We start from the raw sequence: 17,641 nt of genomic DNA, 5'->3' as shown, positions 1-17,641 counted from the left end.
CGCTTGACTCTAGACCTTGATCAAAGGTCTAGACTTGTGCCATGAACACACAAGCGCAGTCCCTCACCATCGGTGCCGTCGCCAAGCGCGTCGGCGTGGCCATCGACACCATTCGCTACTACGAGCGCGAAGGGCTGCTGCCTGAGCCGCTGCGACGGGCCTCGGGCTATCGCAGCTACGGCGAGGGCACCGTCGCGCAGTTGCGCTTCATCCGCCGCGCCAAGGAACTGGGCTTCACTCTGGAGGAAATCCGCGAGCTGCTGGCGCTGTCGGCGGATCGCCGGCGCGGGGTGAAGGCGGTGAAGCAGCGCGCCGAGCAGCGGCTGGCGGCGATCGAGCAGCGCATCGCCGAGTTGCAGCGCGTGCGCGACGGGCTGGCGCAGCTGGTGGCTTCCTGCCCCGGCCACGGCAAGCCGGAGGAGTGCCCGATCCTGCGTGCGCTGAGCGACGAGGAGGGGAGGGCATGAGCGGGCAGGGCAGCTGCTGTGCACCAGTGTTGGCCGGCACGGATGCCACGGCGCGTGATCCGGTGTGCGGCATGACGGTCGATCCGGCCGATGCGTCGCATCGCAGCGTGCATGCGGGGCGCGAGGTGCATTTCTGCTGCGCCGCTTGCAAGGCGAAGTTCGACGCCGAGCCGGCGCGCTACCTCGGTGGCGAGCCGGGTACGGCCGGTGGTTGCTGCGGCGGCAAGGTGGTGCCGCTGGCGTTGCAGGTGCAGGCACCGGCACACGGTCATCACGCGCACGATCACCATGGCCATGCCCACCATGGCCATGCGCATCACGATCATGACCACACGGTGAAAGACCCGGTTTGCGGCATGACGGTCGATCCGCAAACCACCGCGCATCACGCCGAACACCACGGTCACGCCTACCACTTCTGCTCGGCGCGCTGCCGCGAGAAGTTCGTGGCCGATCCCGCGGCATATCTGGGCGAACGCGAACCCGCGCCGCCGGCACCGGCCGGCACGATCTACACCTGCCCGATGCACCCCGAGGTGCAGCAGGCTGGCCCCGGCCACTGCCCGAAATGCGGCATGGCGCTGGAGCCGATGATGCCGACGCTGGACGGGGACGACGATGGCGAACTGCGCGCGATGACGCGCCGCTTCTGGATGCTCGTTGCGCTGGCCGTGCCGGTATTCCTGCTGGCGATGGGCCCGCACCTGTTCGGCTGGCATCTGCCGGCGCCGTGGGCCGGCATCGCGGGCTGGGTCGAGGTGCTGTTCTCCACCGTGGTGGTGCTGTGGGGCGGCGCGCCGTTCTTCGCGCGCGGTTGGCGCTCGCTGAAACCGTGGCATCCCAACATGTACACGCTGATCGCGCTGGGCACCGGCGTGGCATGGGCGTACAGTGCGGTGGCCTTCCTGCTGCCCGGCATCTTCCCCGACGGATTCCGCGACATGCACGGCCGCGTGGGCGTGTATTTCGAATCGGCCGCGGTGATCGTGACCTTGGTGACGCTGGGCGATTTCCTGGAATCGCGCGCACGTCGCCGCACCGGCGCTGCCTTGAAGGCCTTGCTGGGCCTGGCGCCGAAGACCGCGCGGCGCATCGCCGCCGATGGCAGCGAGGCCGACGTGCCGCTGGACGAGGTGCATGCCGGCGACACGCTGCGCGTGCGTCCCGGCGAGAAGGTGCCGGTGGACGGGGCGGTGCTCGGGGGCGCGAGCCATGTCGACCAGTCCATGCTCACCGGCGAGCCGATGCCGGTGGCGAAGGGCCGGGGCGACGCGCTGGCCGGCGGCACGCTGAACCGCGATGGCACGCTGGTGATGCGCGCGGAGAAGGTGGGCGGCGAAACCCTGCTGGCTCAGATCGTGGCCTTGGTGGCGCAGGCGCAGCGCAGCAAGGCGCCGCTGCAACGGGTGGCCGACAAGGTGGCCGCGTGGTTCGTGCCCGCGGTGGTGGCGGTGGCCGTGCTGGCGTTCGCGGCGTGGGCGCTGCTGGGGCCGTCGCCGCAACTGGCGCATGCGCTGATCGCGGCGGTGTCGGTGCTGATCATCGCCTGTCCCTGCGCGCTGGGCCTGGCCACGCCGATCTCGATCATGGTGGCCAGCGGGCGTGGCGCGCAGCACGGCGTGCTGTTCAGGGACGCCGCCGCGATCGAGGCCTTGCGCGACATCGACACCTTGGTGGTGGACAAGACCGGCACGCTCACCGAGGGCCGGCCCGCGCTGGTCGAGCTGGTGGTGCTGGATGGCCAGCCGCGCGAACGGCTGCTGGCGCTGGCCGCCGCGCTGGAACGGCCCAGCGAGCATCCGCTGGCCCACGCCATCGTCAGCGCTGCCGATGGCGAAGGCGTGGAGAAGTGGGTCGCCACGGGATTCAAGGCGCTCACCGGTCGCGGCGTGGTCGCCAACGTGGAAGGCGCCACGGTGGCGCTGGGCAGCGCGAAGCTGCTGGCCGAGCTCGGCATCGCACTCGACGCGGCGGTGAATACGCGCGCCGAGGCGCTGCGCGGGCAGGGCGCCACGGTGGTGCATCTCGCCGTCGATGGCGTGCCCGTCGCGCTGCTGGCGGTGGCCGATCGCATCAAGCCCGAGGCGCAGAAAGCGGTCGCGGCGCTCAAGGCGGCCGGCCTGCGCGTGGTGATGCTCACCGGCGACAACGCCACCACGGCGCACGCGGTGGCCGGCAGGCTTGGCATAGCCGAGGTGCATGCCGAAGTCTCGCCGGCCGACAAGGCGGCGGCGGTGAACGCGCTGCGCGTCGCGGGCCGCAAGGTGGCGATGGCCGGCGACGGCGTCAACGATGCGCCCGCACTGGCTGCCGCCGACGTGGGCATCGCGATGGGCAATGGCAGCGACGTGGCGATGGAAAGTGCGCAGGTGACGCTGGTGAAGGGCGAGCTGGGCGCGATCCTGCGAGCCCGCAGGCTGTCGCGGGCCACGGTGCACAACATCCGCCAGAACCTGTTCTTCGCCTTCGTCTACAACGGCATTGGCGTGCCGCTGGCCGCGGGCGTGCTGTATCCCGCCTTCGGCCTCGTGCTGTCGCCGATGATCGCGGCGCTGGCGATGAGCCTGAGCTCGGTGTCGGTGGTGAGCAACGCGTTGCGGTTGCGCCGCATCGCCTTGTGACGGTTGTCATTCGCGATCGCTGACGTTCGGGTCTGCCGCAGAGCGGCGCATCGGTGGAGTATCTCCTTCGCACCCAATCACTGGACGAAGGAGATGCTCCATGAACACGCTTGCCACGATTCGCGATGCCCTGGACCGCTACGCGCTCTCGCTGCTGCTGGCCCTGTTTTCCAGCGCGTCGATCGGTTTCGGCCTGGTCTGGTCGCTGCACGCGGCCATCCATCCGCTGGTTTGAGGAGAGCGCCATGAATACCGTCAACGACCTGCGCGGCACGCTGGAGAAGCACGCGCCGCTGCTGCTTGGCCTGCTGCTCGTGCTGCTGTCCGCCCGCGCGCTGAAGAAGATGTTCTGGACCGTGTTCGGCATGTACATGGCGCTGCACTACAGCGGCATCCATCCGTTCGGTTGAGCGCCGTCGCCCTGTGCGCGAGGGGCGCGAGGTTCTAAGCTGCGCGCCTTCCCGCAGCACGCAAAGTCCCGAGCATGTCACGCACCCTCGCCGAATGGCTGTCCTACCAGGAACAGGTCCACCCGCACAGCATCGAGCTGGGACTGGAGCGCGTGCGCGGCGTGTGGCAGCGGATGGGCGCCACGGCACCGGCACGGCGGGTCATCACGGTGGGCGGCACCAACGGCAAGGGCTCCACCGTGGCCTTGCTGGAAGCGATGGCGCAGGGCGCGGGACTGCGCGTCGGTGCGTTCACTTCGCCGCACCTGCTGGCCTACAACGAGCGCGTGCGCATAGCCGGCCGCGACGCGGACGACGCGGCACTGGTCGCCAGCTTCGAGCGCATCGAGGCGGCGCGCGGCGACACGCCAATGACCTATTTCGAATACGGCACGCTGGCCGCGCTGGACCTGTTCGCCCGCGCGGATCTCGATGTCGCGATCCTCGAAGTGGGCCTGGGCGGCCGGTTGGATGCGGTGAACATCGTCGACGCCGACGTGGCGGTGATCACCACGGTGGACCTCGACCACATGGAATGGCTGGGCCCGGACCGCGACAGCATCGGTCGCGAGAAGGCCGGGATCGCCCGCGCCGGACGCCCCGCGATCGTGGGCGAGCTCGATCCGCCGCAGGGCCTGCTCGATGCGCTGGCCGCCAGTGGCGCGCGCGTCGAACGCGCCGGCACGGATTTCCGCACCGAGCTCCACACGGATGGCTGGCGTTGGCGGCATCGCGACGGCACCGCGATGGACTTGCCCGCGCCCGCGCTGGTCGCGCCAGTGCAATACGCCAACGCCGCGGCGGCGATCGCCGCACTGCATGCGCTGTGGATCGAAGGCGGTCCGCTGGCGCCGCAGGATGCGTATGCCGCGGTCTGCCGCGGCCTGCGCCATGCGCACGTGGCGGCGCGCCTGCAATCGCTGGGCGGCGACCCGCCGCTGATCGTGGACGTGGGCCACAACCCGCAGGCCGCACGCGCGCTGGCCGCATGGCTGGACGCGCAGCCGCCCGCGCGAACCCATGCGGTGTACGGCGCGCTGGCGGACAAGGACGTGGCCGGCGTGATCGCCGCGCTGGGCGCGCGCATCGCCCACTGGCACCTCGCCGGCCTGGACGGCGCCAGTCCGCGCGGCCTGGCGATGGATGCGCTGGCGGAAGTCCTGCAGCAGACCCTGCCGCAGGCGAAGGCGGACCGGCATGCCGACGTGGCCTCTGCGCTGGCGGCAGCGCACGCCGCCGCGCAGCCGGGCGAGCGCATCCTCGCGTTCGGTTCGTTCTTCGTGGCCGCGGCGGTGATGGCTGAACGCGGCTGAGAGGTTGTTGATTTGTCAACCTCTCAGCTCGGCCACGAATGGCCGGGCGCGGATCGGGCACGCAAGTGACTGATTCGCGCGAGCACGTACGGACAGGTGCCGGACGCGTGACTGAAAAACTCCACAGTATGTGGAATTTTTCACCGGCACTGAGCCGCGGGCGGTGCGTGGAGCGGGGCAGGTATAATCACCGGATTGCGGGCCGTGCCGGCCGCCGCGGAGCGAACTCTTGAAAACACGTCTGCTGGGGGCTGCCGTCCTGATAGCCCTGCTCGTCATCTTCGTGCCGATGTTCTTCTCCAGCAATCCGCCGCCGGCCACCGCCGGCGACCAGTCCGTGGGCCTGGCGATCCCGCCCGCGCAGGACAGCAACCTGCAGACCCGTACCATGAGCCTGAGCCCGGGCGCACCGGCCACGGCCGGCAGTGCCGTGGCACCGGCGCCGGCCACCACGGCGGCGACGCCGGCGCAGGGCGACCAGCTCGCTACGGTGAACATCGCCTCGCGCCGCCCCACCGACGTGGGCACCGACGCGGCGGCGCCCAAGGCGCAGCCGCCGGCTGGCCCGGTGATGGGTTCCGGCGCCTCGCCGTCGCAGCCGGTGATCCCGCTGCAGGGGCAGGGCGGCACCGCCGCCACCCCGCCGGCCACCAAGGCGCCGACGAAGACGACCGCGGTTCCGGCGGCGACGCCCAGCCCGGCACCGGCGACCACGCCGGCGGCGGCATCCGCGTCCGCCGACCATGCGCTCTATGTGCTCAACCTCAGCGCCTACGCCAACGCGAACAGCGTGGATCACCTGGTGCGCCGCGTGCGCTCGCTCGGCTATCCGGTGCTCACCCGCGTCATCACCCAGGCCGGCAAGCAGCTCACCCTGGTGACCGCCGGCCCGTTCGATTCGCGCACCAGTGCCGAAGCGGCGCGACTGAAGATCACCCAGGCCATTCCCAGCGTGCCGGCGAAGCTGGTGGAGGGATTGGGTCATGCCGACTCCAACATCGCGGCTACGCCGGTCAAGGCGACCACCACGACGAGCGCCGCGCCGGCCACTGCGGCCGCCGGCACGACGCCGCGCGCCGGCGGCTACGCCGTGCAGCTGGCCGCGCTGGGCAGCGAGGCTGACGCGAATGCGCTGCGCGACAAGCTGCGCGCCGGCGGTTTCGACGGCTTCGTGGATACGGTGAGCGTGGGCGGCAAGCAGCTGTGGCGCGTGCGCGCTGGTCCGCAGACCCAGCGTGCCGACGCCGAGCGCGTGCGCGACGAGATCAAGGCGAAGTTCGGCATCGGCGGCAACGTGGTCAACGTCCCCTGATCGGCACACTGGCGCGGACCCGGGCATGAACTGGATCGACTACACGATACTCGGCGTGCTGGGCGTGTCGGTACTGGTCGGGCTGTGGCGCGGCCTGGTGTCCGAGGTGCTGGCGCTGGTGATCTGGATCGCCGCGTTCTGGGCGGCCTGGCTGCTCGGGCCGACGGTGTCCGCGCACCTGGAGGTGATCAGCCATCCCGCGCTGCGCGTGGCTGCGGGCTACGCGCTGTGCTTCGTGCTGGTGCTGGTGCTGGGCGCGCTGCTGCGCTTCCTGATCCATCGCCTGCTGGTGAGCACCGGACTGTCGGGCACGGATCGCCTGTTCGGCATGGTGTTCGGACTGGCGCGCGGCGTGCTGCTGGTGTGCGTGGTGGTATTCCTGTGCCAGTTCACCACCTTCACCCGCGAGCCGCCGTGGCGGCAATCGTTGCTGCTGCCACCGTTCCAGAGCGCCACGATCTGGCTGGGCCAGCAGGTGCCGCCCAGCGTGCGCGAGCATTTCCATCCCGCCGCGATGTCGGAATCGCTCCGCGGGAAACTCGACCCGGCGGCGATGTCGAACGCCGTGCGCGAGCATCTGGACCCGGCGGTGATATCGGATGCGCTGCACGGGAAACTGGGCCCCGCCGACCCGTCTGGGGCATTGCGCAAGCCACTGCCAGCCACCATCTCCACGCCAGGCGCGGCCCCTGCGCCGGCCGCCACCGTCTCTCCCTCGAATCACCCGTAGCAGGCCATCCATCATGTGCGGAATCATCGGCATCGTCGGTACCACCGAAGTGGCATCGGCGCTTTACGACGGCCTCACGGTGCTCCAGCACCGCGGCCAGGACGCGGCCGGCATCGCCACGGTGGACGGCGCGCGGCTGCGCCTGCACAAGGGCAACGGCCTAGTGCGCGACGTGTTCAACCAGCACGCGATGAACCGCCTGCGCGGGCGCATCGGCATCGGCCATTGCCGCTACCCGACGGCCGGCTCGGAGGGCGCCGAGGAGGCGCAGCCGTTCTACGTCAACTCGCCCTACGGCATCGCCATCGCGCACAACGGCAACCTGGTGAACACCGAGGCGCTGCGCAAGGAGATGTTCGAGGACGACCGTCGCCACATCAACACCGATTCGGATTCCGAGGTGTTGTTGAACGTGCTGGCGCACGAACTGCAGATCCAGGATCGCATGGCGCTGACGCCGGACCACATCTTCAAGGCCGTCGCCGGCGTGCATGCACGCGCGCGCGGCGGTTACGCTTGCATCGCGCTGCTGCTCGGCTACGGCGTGCTGGCGTTCCGCGATCCGAACGGCATCCGCCCGCTGGTGCTGGGCGAGCGCGTCACCGCCGAAGGGCGCGAGTACGCGGTCGCTTCCGAATCGGTGGCCTTCGACGTGCTCGGCTTCAAGCGCCTGCGCGACGTGGCGCCCGGTGAGGCGGTGTTCATCACCGACGACGGCCAGCTGCACACGCGCCATTGCGCGGACGGCGCCACGCATTCGCCCTGCATCTTCGAATACGTGTACCTCGCCCGGCCGGACTCGATGATCGAGAACGTGTCGGTGTACAAGGCGCGCCTGCGCATGGGCCAGAAGCTGGCCGAGAAGATCCTGCGCGAGCGGCCGGACCACGGCATCGACGCGGTGATCCCGATCCCCGACACCGCGCGCACCGCCGCCAGCGCGCTGGCCGAGGCGCTGGGCGTGCCGTTCCGCGAGGGCTTCGTCAAGAACCGCTACGTGGGCCGCACCTTCATCATGCCGGGGCAGGGCGATCGCGTGAAATCGGTGCGCCGCAAGCTCAACGCGATCGATCTGGAATTCCGCAAGAAGAACGTGCTGCTGGTGGACGACTCCATCGTGCGCGGCACCACCTCGCGACAGATCATCCAGATGGCGCGCGACGCCGGCGCCAAGCAGGTCTACTTCGCCTCCGCCGCGCCGCCGGTGCGCTACCCCAACGTCTACGGCATCGACATGCCTTCGGTCACCGAACTGGTCGCCGCCGGCAAGACCGAGGCCGAGGTGCAGCAGATGCTCGGCGCCGACTGGCTGATCTACCAGGATCTGAAGGACCTGGTCTGGGCGGTGCAGGACGGCAACGAATCGCTGCAGCACTTCGACGCCTCTTGCTTCAACGGCGAGTACGTCACCGGCCTCGACCAGCACTACCTGCAGCAGATCGAGATGCTGCGCTCGGACGACGCCAAGGCTGCGCGGCGCAGCGCGTGATGATATGTGTTCCCCCTCTCCCCTTCGGGGAGAGGGCCGGGGTGAGGGGCGGGTGCTCGCGAAAGACTCCATGACGAACCTCCACGCCGCCGCCCAAGCCTGCCTGGCTGCCACCGATCCGGCCGAGAAACTGGGCCTCACCCATGCCGTGTGGGTGGCCGTGCAATCGGGTGAATTGCGCCCCGATCCGGCCGCACCATCGCCCGAACCCATCGGCGCCCCCGGCCGTCCCGCGAAGCCGCAACTGGTCAGCGCCCGCCAGGTGCCGCAACGTGGCCTCGGCACGCCCGAAGGCCGTGCCGCCTTGGTGCACGCGGTGGCGCATATCGAGTTCAACGCGATCAACCTCGCCTGGGACGCGGTGTACCGCTTCCGCGGCATGCCCGATGCCTACTACCGCGACTGGGCCAGCTGCGCCTTTGATGAGGCACGCCATTTCGCGCTGCTCACAGCACGGCTGGCCGAACTGGGTCATGCCTACGGCGATTTCGATGCCCACAACGGCCTGTGGGAAATGGCCGAAAAGACCGCGCGCTCCGACACCGCGCGCATGGCCCTGGTGCCGCGCGTGCTGGAGGCGCGGGGACTGGACGTGACGCCAGGCATGATCGAGCGCCTGCGCCACGCGGGCGACGAGGCCACCATCGCCGTGCTGCAAGTGATCCTGCGCGAGGAAGTCGCCCACGTCGCCGCCGGCACGCGCTGGTACCGCTGGTGCTGCGAGCGCGATGGCGTCGATCCGTTCGATACCTTCTTCGATCTGTTGCGTGATTACCTTGGCGTAAGCCTGCGCGGCCCGTTCAATCGTCCCGCGCGACTGGAGGCGGGCTTCGTCGAAGCCGAGCTGGACCGGTTGGCGGCGCTGGCGGTGGCAGGCTGAATGCGTCAGTCGAGCATCGCGCTCCGGGCTGACCTGCTCCACTTGCGAAGCATCGCCGCTTGTCGCTAGCTTGCGGAACCGCCCGAGGGTGAGCAGGGCGCCGGCATGGTCCGGCAGGGCGGAGACCGGGATGTCCTGCCCATCGTTGCAGGCAGGGCTCTTACTCATTGGATGTCTAGGGAGGGGGAACATGAGGAACCTTGAGCACGCCAGGCACCGCCCGCGCGTCATTCGGAATGTGCGCGTATTGTCCCGGCTGGCAGTGGTCGCCGGCATGGTGACGATGGGCGGCATGCTGCCGCTGCCCGCCAGTGCGCAGAGCACGACGGCACACATCTTCGGGCAGGCGCCGGCCGGCGAAACCGTGCTCGCGCAAAGCAGCAACGGCTTGCATCGCCATGTCACCGTCGATGCCAAGGGGCGCTACAACTTGCGCAACCTGCCGATGTCGACCTACACGGTGTCACTGCAGAAGGACGGCAAGATCGTCGATACCCGCGCCAACATTCCGGTGACGGTGGGGCGGGGAGCGGAGGTGGATTTCGCCTGCCCGGACGATCACTGTGCTGCGGCGTCGAACGGCTGAGCGAGGCTGTCGCATCGGCGATCCCGTGCTGCACAACCGGAACGACAACGGCCGCCTCGTGGGCGGCCGTTGTCGTTGAGGCACCGGTCGGGAGACGGTACGGCCGGCCCAGTCCAATCCATGATGCGAAGCTGGGCGCCATGCGCATGCAAGGCAAACAACCGCTGCCTTGTTTTGCCGAACCGTTTGATCGCGTGGCTGTCGCGGGACGAACCCGTGGCCTCTTGGACACCGGACGCTCATCTTGCTGAATGGTCGCCGGCGCGCGGTTTGACAGGGGTGCTCCGGCTCACGAGGATGAGGACGCGTCGCGCAAACGGCGCTTCCCCCGCGACGGCCCCGCTGCTTCATTCGCGCACCTTTCGGCGCTTCGGTCCGCTCCAATCCCCTTGACTGACACGCTTGCCGTCGCGCTCCCATCCCCTCGAGGAGAAGACGACATGAAACAGGCCATTCCTTTCATCCTGCCGGCCATGTTGATGGCTTTCGGAAGCGCGCAGGCGCAGACGGCCCCCGCGCAGCAGCCGGCGCAGTCTTCGCAACAGGCGCCGCAGCAGGCCCCGGCGCCGACGCCGGCTTCGGCCGAGCAGACGGCGAGCTGCGGAGGCGCGGTGAACAAGGCGCTCACGGCCATGGACAAGGGCGATTTCAACGGTGCGACGCAGTCGTTCGATCCCAACGGCAAGCCGACCAGCGACAAGTTGCAGCAGGCCTGGGGCGCGTTGACGCAGCAATACGGCAAGGCCAAGTCGATCGGCGGCGCGGACAAGGGCCAGATGGTGCAGGGCTATACCGTCGTGCTGGTCCCGATGCAGTTCGACAAGGGGAAGGTCGGCGCCGAAGCCGCCTGTGGCGTGAATGGGCAGCTGGTGGTGCTGCGGTTTGGCCTCATGCCGAATGCAGCGGGCTCGAAGTCCTGAAAGCCTGTTCGTCCCTGGGCCGGCTCGTGCTAGGCATCGCGGAAACAAGAAAGCCGCCCGAGAGGGCGGCTTTTCCGTTCCCGGGATCGATGGATCCGGGAGCTTGAATCTTGGTCGGGGAGACAGGATTTGAACCTGCGACTTCTACGTCCCGAACGTAGCGCTCTACCAGGCTGAGCTACACCCCGCGGGAGCCGCACATCTTAATGACGGCCAGCCGCCTTGGCAACAAGTTTCCTCGTGCGGGTTTCCGTGCCGGCGGCGGACGAGGCGGGGTCATCTGTTAACCTTGGCGGCTGCCGCCGCGCGGCGATTCGCCGGCGGCGCGTTCCTCCCCGTCCACAGAGGTTTCCATGGCGCTTACCCCGGCCCGCACCATGCCCGGCGTGCTCGAGCTGCTGCCGCTAGACCAGATCGCGTTCCAGCGCATGCTCGACACTATCCGCCGCAACTACGAGCGCTTCGGTTTCCTGCCGGTGGAGACGCCGGTGATCGAGTACGCCGACGTGCTGCTCACCAAGACCGGCGGCGAGACCGAGCGGCAAGTGTATTTCGTGCAGTCCACCGGCGCGCTGGAGCAGGGCGAGAAGCCGGACCTGGCGCTGCGCTTCGACCTCACCGTGCCGCTGGCGCGCTACGTGGCCGAGCACGAGCGCGAGCTGAGCTTCCCGTTCCGCCGCTACCAGATGCAGAAGGTGTACCGCGGCGAGCGCGCCCAGCGCGGGCGCTTCCGCGAGTTCTACCAGTGCGACATCGACGTGATCGGCAAGGACAGCCTGTCAATCCGCTACGACGCCGAGCTGCCGGCGGTGATCTACAGCGTCTTCCGCGAACTGGCGATCGGCCCGTTCACCATCCAGCTCAACCACCGCAAGCTGATGCGCGGCTACTTCGAGAGCCTTGGCGTGGCCGACCCCGAGCAGCAGATGCTGGTGCTGCGCGAGGTGGACAAGCTGGACAAGCGTGGCGCCGACCATGTGCGCGACACGCTCACCGGCGAAGGCTTTGGCTTGGCGCCTGATGCGGTGGCGAAGATTCTCGCCTTCGTGCAGGTGCGTTCCACTTCGCTGGCCGATGCCTTCGACAAGCTCGACGCGCTGGGCGCCGGCCCTGAGGCGCTGGAACAGGGCCGCGCGGAGCTGAAGGAAGTGCTCGGCCTGATCCGCGACTTCGGCGTGCCGGAGACGCATTACGCACTCAACCTCTCCATCGCGCGCGGCCTCGACTACTACACCGGCATCGTCTACGAGACCACGTTGAATGACCACCCGCAGATCGGCTCGATCTGTTCGGGCGGCCGCTACGAGAACCTCGCCGGCCAGTACACCAAGTCGCACCTGCCCGGCGTGGGCATCTCGATCGGCCTGTCGCGCCTGTACTGGCAGTTGCGCGAGGCCGGCCTGGTGCATACCGCGCAGAGCACAGTGGACGTGCTGGTCACGCAGATGGACGAAGCACAGTTGCCCGCCTACCTCGCGCTGGCCGGCGAACTGCGCGCCGCCGGCATCGCCACCGAGGTGGTGCTGGAAGGCGGCAAGCTGGGCAAGCAATTCAAGTACGCCGACCGTGCCGGTATCCGCTTCGCCGTGGTGCTGGGCGAGGACGAACTGGCCAAGGGCGTGGTCACGGTGAAAGACCTGCGTCGCGGCGACCAGTTCGAGGTGGCGCGCGCCGAGCTGGTCAAGACCCTGCGGGTGGAACTGGAACAAGCCGCAGCAATGGGGTGACGGATACATGTCGCGGCTGAAACCGCTCCTGCGAGGCAGCGCGTCGCGGGAGCGGCTTCAGCCGCGAACGGACTGGTTCTTGGCGTCGTTGGGCCTGCGGGCCTGCTGGAGCATTTGTGAGCGAAACCATTCTTCTCGACGGCAGCAGCCTGACCCGGGCGCAGCTGGTGGCAGTGGCCCGCGACGGAGCGAACGTGGCGCTGGATGCGAAACGGCTGCAGCGCGTGCAGCGCGCGGCCGATTTCCTCGCCGACAAGGTCAACTGCGGCGAACCGACCTACGGCGTCACCACCGGTTTCGGCAGCAATGCCGACAAGCTGCTGGGCGCACATCGCGTGCGCGACGAGTTGCCGGGCAGCCGCGCGCAGGTGCCGGAAGGCACGCTGATGGAGGAGTTGCAGCACAACCTGATCACCACCCATGCCGTGTGCGTGGGCAAGCCGTTCGGCGCCGACGTGGTGCGCGCGATGCTGGTGATCCGCATCAACACCTTGATGCGCGGGCACTCGGGCATCCGCGTGCAGACGCTGGAAGCGCTGACCGCGATGCTCAACGCCGGCATCGTGCCGGTGGTGCCGGAGAAGGGCTCGGTGGGCGCCAGCGGCGACCTCGCGCCGCTCTCGCACCTGGCCATCGTGCTGCTGGGTGGCGGCGAGGCGTTTTTTGATGGCGAACGCCTGCCGGGTGGCGAGGCACTCAAGCGCGCCGGCCTGGCGCCGGTGCGGCTGTCCTTCAAGGAAGGCCTCGCGCTCAACAACGGCACCGCGCAGATGCTGGCGACCGGCACATTGGCCTTGCACGATCTCGAACGCCTGCTCGACGCCGCCGACCTTGCAGCGGCGATGACGCTGGATGCCTTCGCGGGCCGCAGCGGCGCCTTGCGACCAGAAGTCCACGCCCTGCGTCCGCATCCCGGCCAGACGGCGGTGGCCGCGCATGTACGCGAACTGCTGCAGGGTTCCACCCTGGTCGATATCCCCTATCACCTGGTGCCGCACTTCCGGCCGTGGACGGCCGAGGCGTGGAGCGAAGGCGACGACCAGGCGCTCAGTTTCGACATCGGCTGGAACTGGGTGCCGGCCAACCAGCGCCATGGCCGCGAGGCGTTCTACGCGCGCTTCCTGCCGTTCAAGGGCGGCAAGAAGCACCAGCCGCAGGATGCCTACTGCCTGCGTTGCATGCCGCAGGTGCACGGCGCGGTGCGCGATGCCTGGGCGCAGGCCTGCCGCGTGTTCGACATCGAGTTGAACGCGGTCACCGACAACCCGCTGATCTTCCCGGATGCCGAGGGTGCGCAGTTCATCGAGGAACAGGTGATCTCCGCCGGCCACTTCCACGGCATGCCGCTGGCACTGGCGATGAGCTACGTGAAGGCGGCGCTGCCGGTGCTGGCCTCGATCTCCGAACGGCGCCTCAACAAGCTGGTCGACCCGGCGACGAACGACGGCCTGCCGGCCTTCCTCACCGGCAACGAGGACGGCACCGATTCCGGCTTCATGATCGTGCAGTACACCGCCGCGGCCCTGGTCAACGACCTCGCCACCCGCGCGCATCCGGCCAGCGTCTATTCGGTGCCAACCAGCGCGAACGCCGAAGACCATGTCTCGATGGGCGCCAACGAGGCGCGCCACGTGATGGAAATGATGGAAGACCTCGGCCACGTGATTGCGCTGGAGCTCTACACCGCGGCGCAGGCGCTGGACTACCGCCAGGAGATGCTCAACGCCGCGCGTCGCCTCGCCCAGCGCGGCGGCTGGCGGGCACTGGCGGCCAAGGTGGCCAACGCACCGCATGAAGGCCAGCCGCACCACGAGCAGTTCGTCGCCGAGGTGCGGCAGCTGGCCGAGGCGCTGGCGGGCACCAGTGATTTCCACGCCGGCGCCGATGTGCGCAAGGCCCACCTCACGCTGCGCCGGCACATCGATTTCCTGCACCGCGACCGCGCGCTGGATGGCGACGTGCGCACCGTCTGCGAACTGCTGCGGCAGGGCGCCTTCCATCCCGGCCACACCGCCTGAACTTGGAGTACGACATGAGCCTGATCCAGACCCCGGTGTCCTACGGCGAGCTGATCGACAAGATCACCATCCTCGAAATCAAGTCGCGGCGCATCGCCGATCCGGCGAAGCTGGCCAACGTGCGCACCGAACTCGACCTGCTCAACGCGACTTGGGCCGCGCACCCCGCATCCAAGACTGACATTCGCGACGAACGCGCACGACTGCTCGCCGTGAACGAGGCGCTGTGGGAGATCGAGGACGAAATCCGCCTCAAGGAAAAGGCGCAGGCTTTCGACGCCGGCTTCGTCGAACTGGCGCGTTCGGTGTATTTCAGGAACGACGAACGCGCGGCAGTGAAGCGCGAGATCAACCTGAAGCTGGGCTCGCAGCTGGTCGAGGAAAAGTCCTATCAGGACTACCGCGCCCCCTGATTCACCCGCAGGGGTGTCCCAGATCGAGTTCGGGGCAGGCTCCATGCGCGAACGCTCTGGCGCTAATCGGAGCAAGCATTCGCGCACGGGGCGTGTTCCTGCGGAAGGTCGCGGCAGCGGTTGGTCGTGCCGTGCCTGGCCCTGGTGAACCCGTACCCCCGCGTCTGCAATGTTGCTCTGCAGCTCGATTCACGACGTGGCTTGGACTAGATTTGCGTCCTTGATTTAGATCGATCCAAAGTTGCGGCCATTCCAAGGGGACAGCTGTCCATGTGCAAGCGGAACCGGAACCGGAACAGCGCCAGGCCGAAGTTCTTCTCCCTCGCATGCCTGTGGGTGTCGGGCAGCCTGCTTGCGTTGGCGACGGCGTGCGCGACGGGGGCGGACACGCCGCCGGCCAATGCGGTCAATCCGCTGATCGGCAGCAGCAAGGGCGGCAACACTTATCCCGGCGCCGTCATGCCGTTCGGCATGCTGCAGTGGAGCCCGGAGAACACGCGCGGGCACCACGTTCGCACCGCCTCGCCCAGCGGTTACCAGTTCGATGCGCAGCGCATTCGCGGCTTCAGCCTCACTCATCTGTCGGGCGCGGGTTGCGCGGGGGCGAGCGGCGATGTTCCCGTGATGCCGATCACCGAGCCGGTCACCACCTCGCCTTCGGTGGATGCCGACGACACGCGTTATGCCGTCGACTTCAGCCATGCCGACGAACAGGCAGCGCCGGGCGACTACCGGCTGGCGCTGGCCAACGGCGTGCAACTGGAACTGGCGGCGGCGATGCACAGCGGCATGGCCAGCTTCACCTTTCCTGCAGGCAAGCCGGCGAACCTGCTGTTCCGCAGCTCGGATTCGGAAGTCGGTAGCAGCGCGGCCGAGACGCGGATCGACTCGGCGCAACAGACGATCAGCGGCTCGGTCACCAGCGGCAACTTCTGCGGCTACCTGGCCAAGGCCGACCAGCGCAGCTACTACACGCTCTACTTCGTCGCCCGCTTCGACCGGCCGTTCACCGCCATCGGCGCCTGGCAGGATGCGGTGGTGCATCGTGGCGCAACCGCCGCGCAAGGCGGTACCGACTACGACGCCAAGGGCTTCCCGACAGCAGGCAAGGGCTCGGGCGTATGGGTGTCGTTCGATCCGGGCAAGGGGCCGGTCGGGGTGCGCGTCGGCATCTCCTATGTGAGCGTGGCGAACGCGCGCGCCAACCTCGACGCCGAGATTCCACAGGGGACCACGCTGGCGCAGGTGCGGGGGCACGCGCGCGACGCCTGGAACCAGGCCCTGGGCCGCATCCGGGTCCGCGGCGGCAGCGCCGACCAGCGCACGGTGTTCTACACCGCGCTGTACCACAGCCTGCTGCACCCGAACGTGTTCAGCGACGTCGACGGCGAATACCGCGGCTTCGACCAGAAGATCCATCGCGTGCAGGGCAACCAGCGGGCGCAGTACGCCAACTTCTCCGGCTGGGACGTGTACCGCTCGCAACTGCAACTGGTGACCTGGCTGATGCCGAAAGTGGGCAGCGACATCGCGCAGTCGCTCTACAACCAGGCGCAACAGAACCGGGGCGAATGGGACCGCTGGACGCACAACAGCGGCGGCACCCACGTGATGAGCGGGGACCCCGCGGTGCCCGCACTGGCGGACATCTACGCCTTCGGCGGGCGCGACTTCGACCTGCATGGCGCGTATGCCTCGCTGGCCCGCGCAGCCACCGTGCCGACCGCGCACGACGGATCGGACGACGGTTGCAACGTGGAATGCGTGGGCGAGCGGCCATCACTGGACCAGTGGCTGAAGCTGCACTACATCGCCACCAAGTCACATGCATGGGGCGGTGCCGCCGAGACGCTGGAGGATGCGACGGCCGACTTCGCGCTGTCCGAATTCGCCGCCGACGTGGGCGACCGGGCAGGGCAGCGGCGCTTCCTCGACCGCGCCGGCTACTGGCGCAACGTGTTCAACACTAAGGCCGCGCCCGACGGTGGCTACATCCAGAACCGCAATGCCGACGGCAGTTGGCCCGCCTTCACGCCGTCCACCGACGACGGCTTCGTTGAGGCCAGCGCAGCGGTCTACGTGTGGATGGTGCCGTTCGACCTGCACGGCCTGTTCGACGCGATGGGGGGCTATGGCAAGGCGACGGCGCGACTGGACCGCTTCTTCCACGACGCCAATGGACACTGGGCCTTCACCAACGCCGGACCGCTGCATGCCGAACTGAACAACGAGCCGTCGGTGGAGACACCCTGGCTCTACGATTTCGCCGGCCAGCCGTACAAGACCCAGGCGACCGTGCGCGCGGTGGTGAACACGCTGTGGAAGAACACGCCGGACGGCATCCCGGGCAACGACGACCTGGGCGAGATGTCGTCCTGGTACGTGTGGTCGGCACTGGGACTGTATCCCGAGATTCCCGGCAGCGCGGACCTGGTCTTGGGCAGCCCGCTGTTCGAGCATGCCGTCGTCCACCGCAGCGGCGGCGACGTGGTGATCGATGCGCCGGGCGCTGCGGCCGACACACCCTACGTGCATGCGCTGCAGGTCGACGGCCAGCCGTACACGCGGCCGTGGTTGCCGACGACTTTCGCCACGCACGGCGGCCGGCTGCGCTTCTCGCTGCAGGCGGCGCCCGACAAGACCTGGGGCAGCGACCTGCGTGTCGCGCCGCCTTCCTTCCCGCCCGACGCCGGGCACGCCGGTACTTGACCGGCAC

14 protein-coding genes, 1 tRNA gene and 1 pseudogene are annotated in these 17,641 nt (G+C 68.7%); 15 read left to right on the top strand and 1 reads right to left on the bottom strand.

Going from position 1 to position 17,641, the window contains the following annotated elements; translation table 11 throughout:
* Positions 1–41 precede the first annotated feature (41 nt).
* The 11 genes and pseudogenes from B0E52_RS10220 (at position 42) to B0E52_RS10180 (ending at position 10,767) form a co-directional block, all read left to right on the top strand.
* The gene (locus B0E52_RS10220) at positions 42–467 is read left to right on the top strand and encodes a MerR family DNA-binding protein (protein WP_077483719.1); all 426 of its coding nucleotides are present in this window, start codon (positions 42–44) and stop codon (positions 465–467) included.
* Positions 464–3,088: a heavy metal translocating P-type ATPase gene (locus B0E52_RS10215; protein WP_077483718.1), complete on the top strand. Its 2,625-nt coding sequence runs from the start codon at positions 464–466 to the stop codon at positions 3,086–3,088. The genes B0E52_RS10220 and B0E52_RS10215 overlap by 4 nt, the downstream gene beginning before the upstream one ends.
* Before the next feature lie 100 nt (positions 3,089–3,188).
* Positions 3,189–3,323, top strand: a complete 135-nt coding sequence (locus B0E52_RS18775) for a hypothetical protein (RefSeq protein WP_256363983.1) — start codon at positions 3,189–3,191, stop codon at positions 3,321–3,323.
* 10 nt (positions 3,324–3,333) lie between these two features.
* Complete coding sequence (locus B0E52_RS18570; protein ID WP_168174171.1) at positions 3,334–3,498, top strand: hypothetical protein; 165 nt, start codon at positions 3,334–3,336, stop codon at positions 3,496–3,498.
* 71 nt (positions 3,499–3,569) lie between these two features.
* Positions 3,570–4,850: pseudogene (folC, locus tag B0E52_RS10210) on the top strand (bifunctional tetrahydrofolate synthase/dihydrofolate synthase); the annotation flags it as partial.
* A gap of 229 nt (positions 4,851–5,079) precedes the next feature.
* Positions 5,080–6,162, top strand: coding sequence for an SPOR domain-containing protein (locus B0E52_RS10205; RefSeq protein WP_077483716.1), 1,083 nt, complete (start codon positions 5,080–5,082; stop codon positions 6,160–6,162).
* 25 nt (positions 6,163–6,187) lie between these two features.
* A complete protein-coding gene (locus B0E52_RS10200; protein ID WP_077483715.1) occupies positions 6,188–6,892 on the top strand; it encodes a CvpA family protein in 705 nt (234 codons plus the stop codon).
* Between the two features lie 13 nt (positions 6,893–6,905).
* On the top strand, positions 6,906–8,381 hold the full coding sequence (gene purF / locus B0E52_RS10195) for an amidophosphoribosyltransferase (protein ID WP_077483714.1): 1,476 nt from the start codon (positions 6,906–6,908) through the stop codon (positions 8,379–8,381).
* A gap of 70 nt (positions 8,382–8,451) precedes the next feature.
* On the top strand, positions 8,452–9,261 hold the full coding sequence (locus B0E52_RS10190; RefSeq protein ID WP_077483713.1) for a ferritin-like domain-containing protein: 810 nt from the start codon (positions 8,452–8,454) through the stop codon (positions 9,259–9,261).
* 292 nt (positions 9,262–9,553) lie between these two features.
* Positions 9,554–9,847 carry a carboxypeptidase-like regulatory domain-containing protein gene (locus B0E52_RS10185; protein WP_254426761.1) on the top strand — a complete coding sequence of 98 codons (294 nt, stop codon included), beginning with the start codon at positions 9,554–9,556 and terminating at the stop codon, positions 9,845–9,847.
* A gap of 440 nt (positions 9,848–10,287) precedes the next feature.
* Positions 10,288–10,767, top strand: coding sequence for a hypothetical protein (locus B0E52_RS10180; RefSeq protein ID WP_077483712.1), 480 nt, complete (start codon positions 10,288–10,290; stop codon positions 10,765–10,767).
* Positions 10,768–10,878: 111 nt separating this feature from the next.
* Here the strand turns inward: B0E52_RS10180 and B0E52_RS10175 are convergent.
* Positions 10,879–10,955 (bottom strand) — tRNA-Pro (locus B0E52_RS10175).
* Between the two features lie 165 nt (positions 10,956–11,120).
* Between B0E52_RS10175 and hisS the strand changes: the two genes are divergently transcribed.
* From hisS to B0E52_RS10155, 4 genes are all read left to right on the top strand, one after another.
* Entirely contained in the window at positions 11,121–12,494 is a 1,374-nt protein-coding gene (gene hisS / locus B0E52_RS10170) for a histidine--tRNA ligase (RefSeq protein WP_077483711.1), read from the top strand.
* A gap of 116 nt (positions 12,495–12,610) precedes the next feature.
* Entirely contained in the window at positions 12,611–14,512 is a 1,902-nt protein-coding gene (locus tag B0E52_RS10165; RefSeq protein ID WP_077483710.1) for an aromatic amino acid ammonia-lyase, read from the top strand.
* 14 nt (positions 14,513–14,526) lie between these two features.
* Positions 14,527–14,925, top strand: coding sequence for a DUF6165 family protein (locus tag B0E52_RS10160; protein ID WP_077483749.1), 399 nt, complete (start codon positions 14,527–14,529; stop codon positions 14,923–14,925).
* 270 nt (positions 14,926–15,195) lie between these two features.
* On the top strand, positions 15,196–17,634 hold the full coding sequence (locus tag B0E52_RS10155; RefSeq protein WP_077483709.1) for a GH92 family glycosyl hydrolase: 2,439 nt from the start codon (positions 15,196–15,198) through the stop codon (positions 17,632–17,634).
* Positions 17,635–17,641 lie beyond the last annotated feature (7 nt).

This window comes from Rhodanobacter sp. C06 (assembly GCF_002001105.1).
In the GTDB taxonomy this organism is placed as follows: domain Bacteria; phylum Pseudomonadota; class Gammaproteobacteria; order Xanthomonadales; family Rhodanobacteraceae; genus Rhodanobacter_A.
The sequence above is the reverse complement of the archived record's forward strand: the minus strand, read 5'-3'. Positions and strand labels throughout refer to the sequence as shown.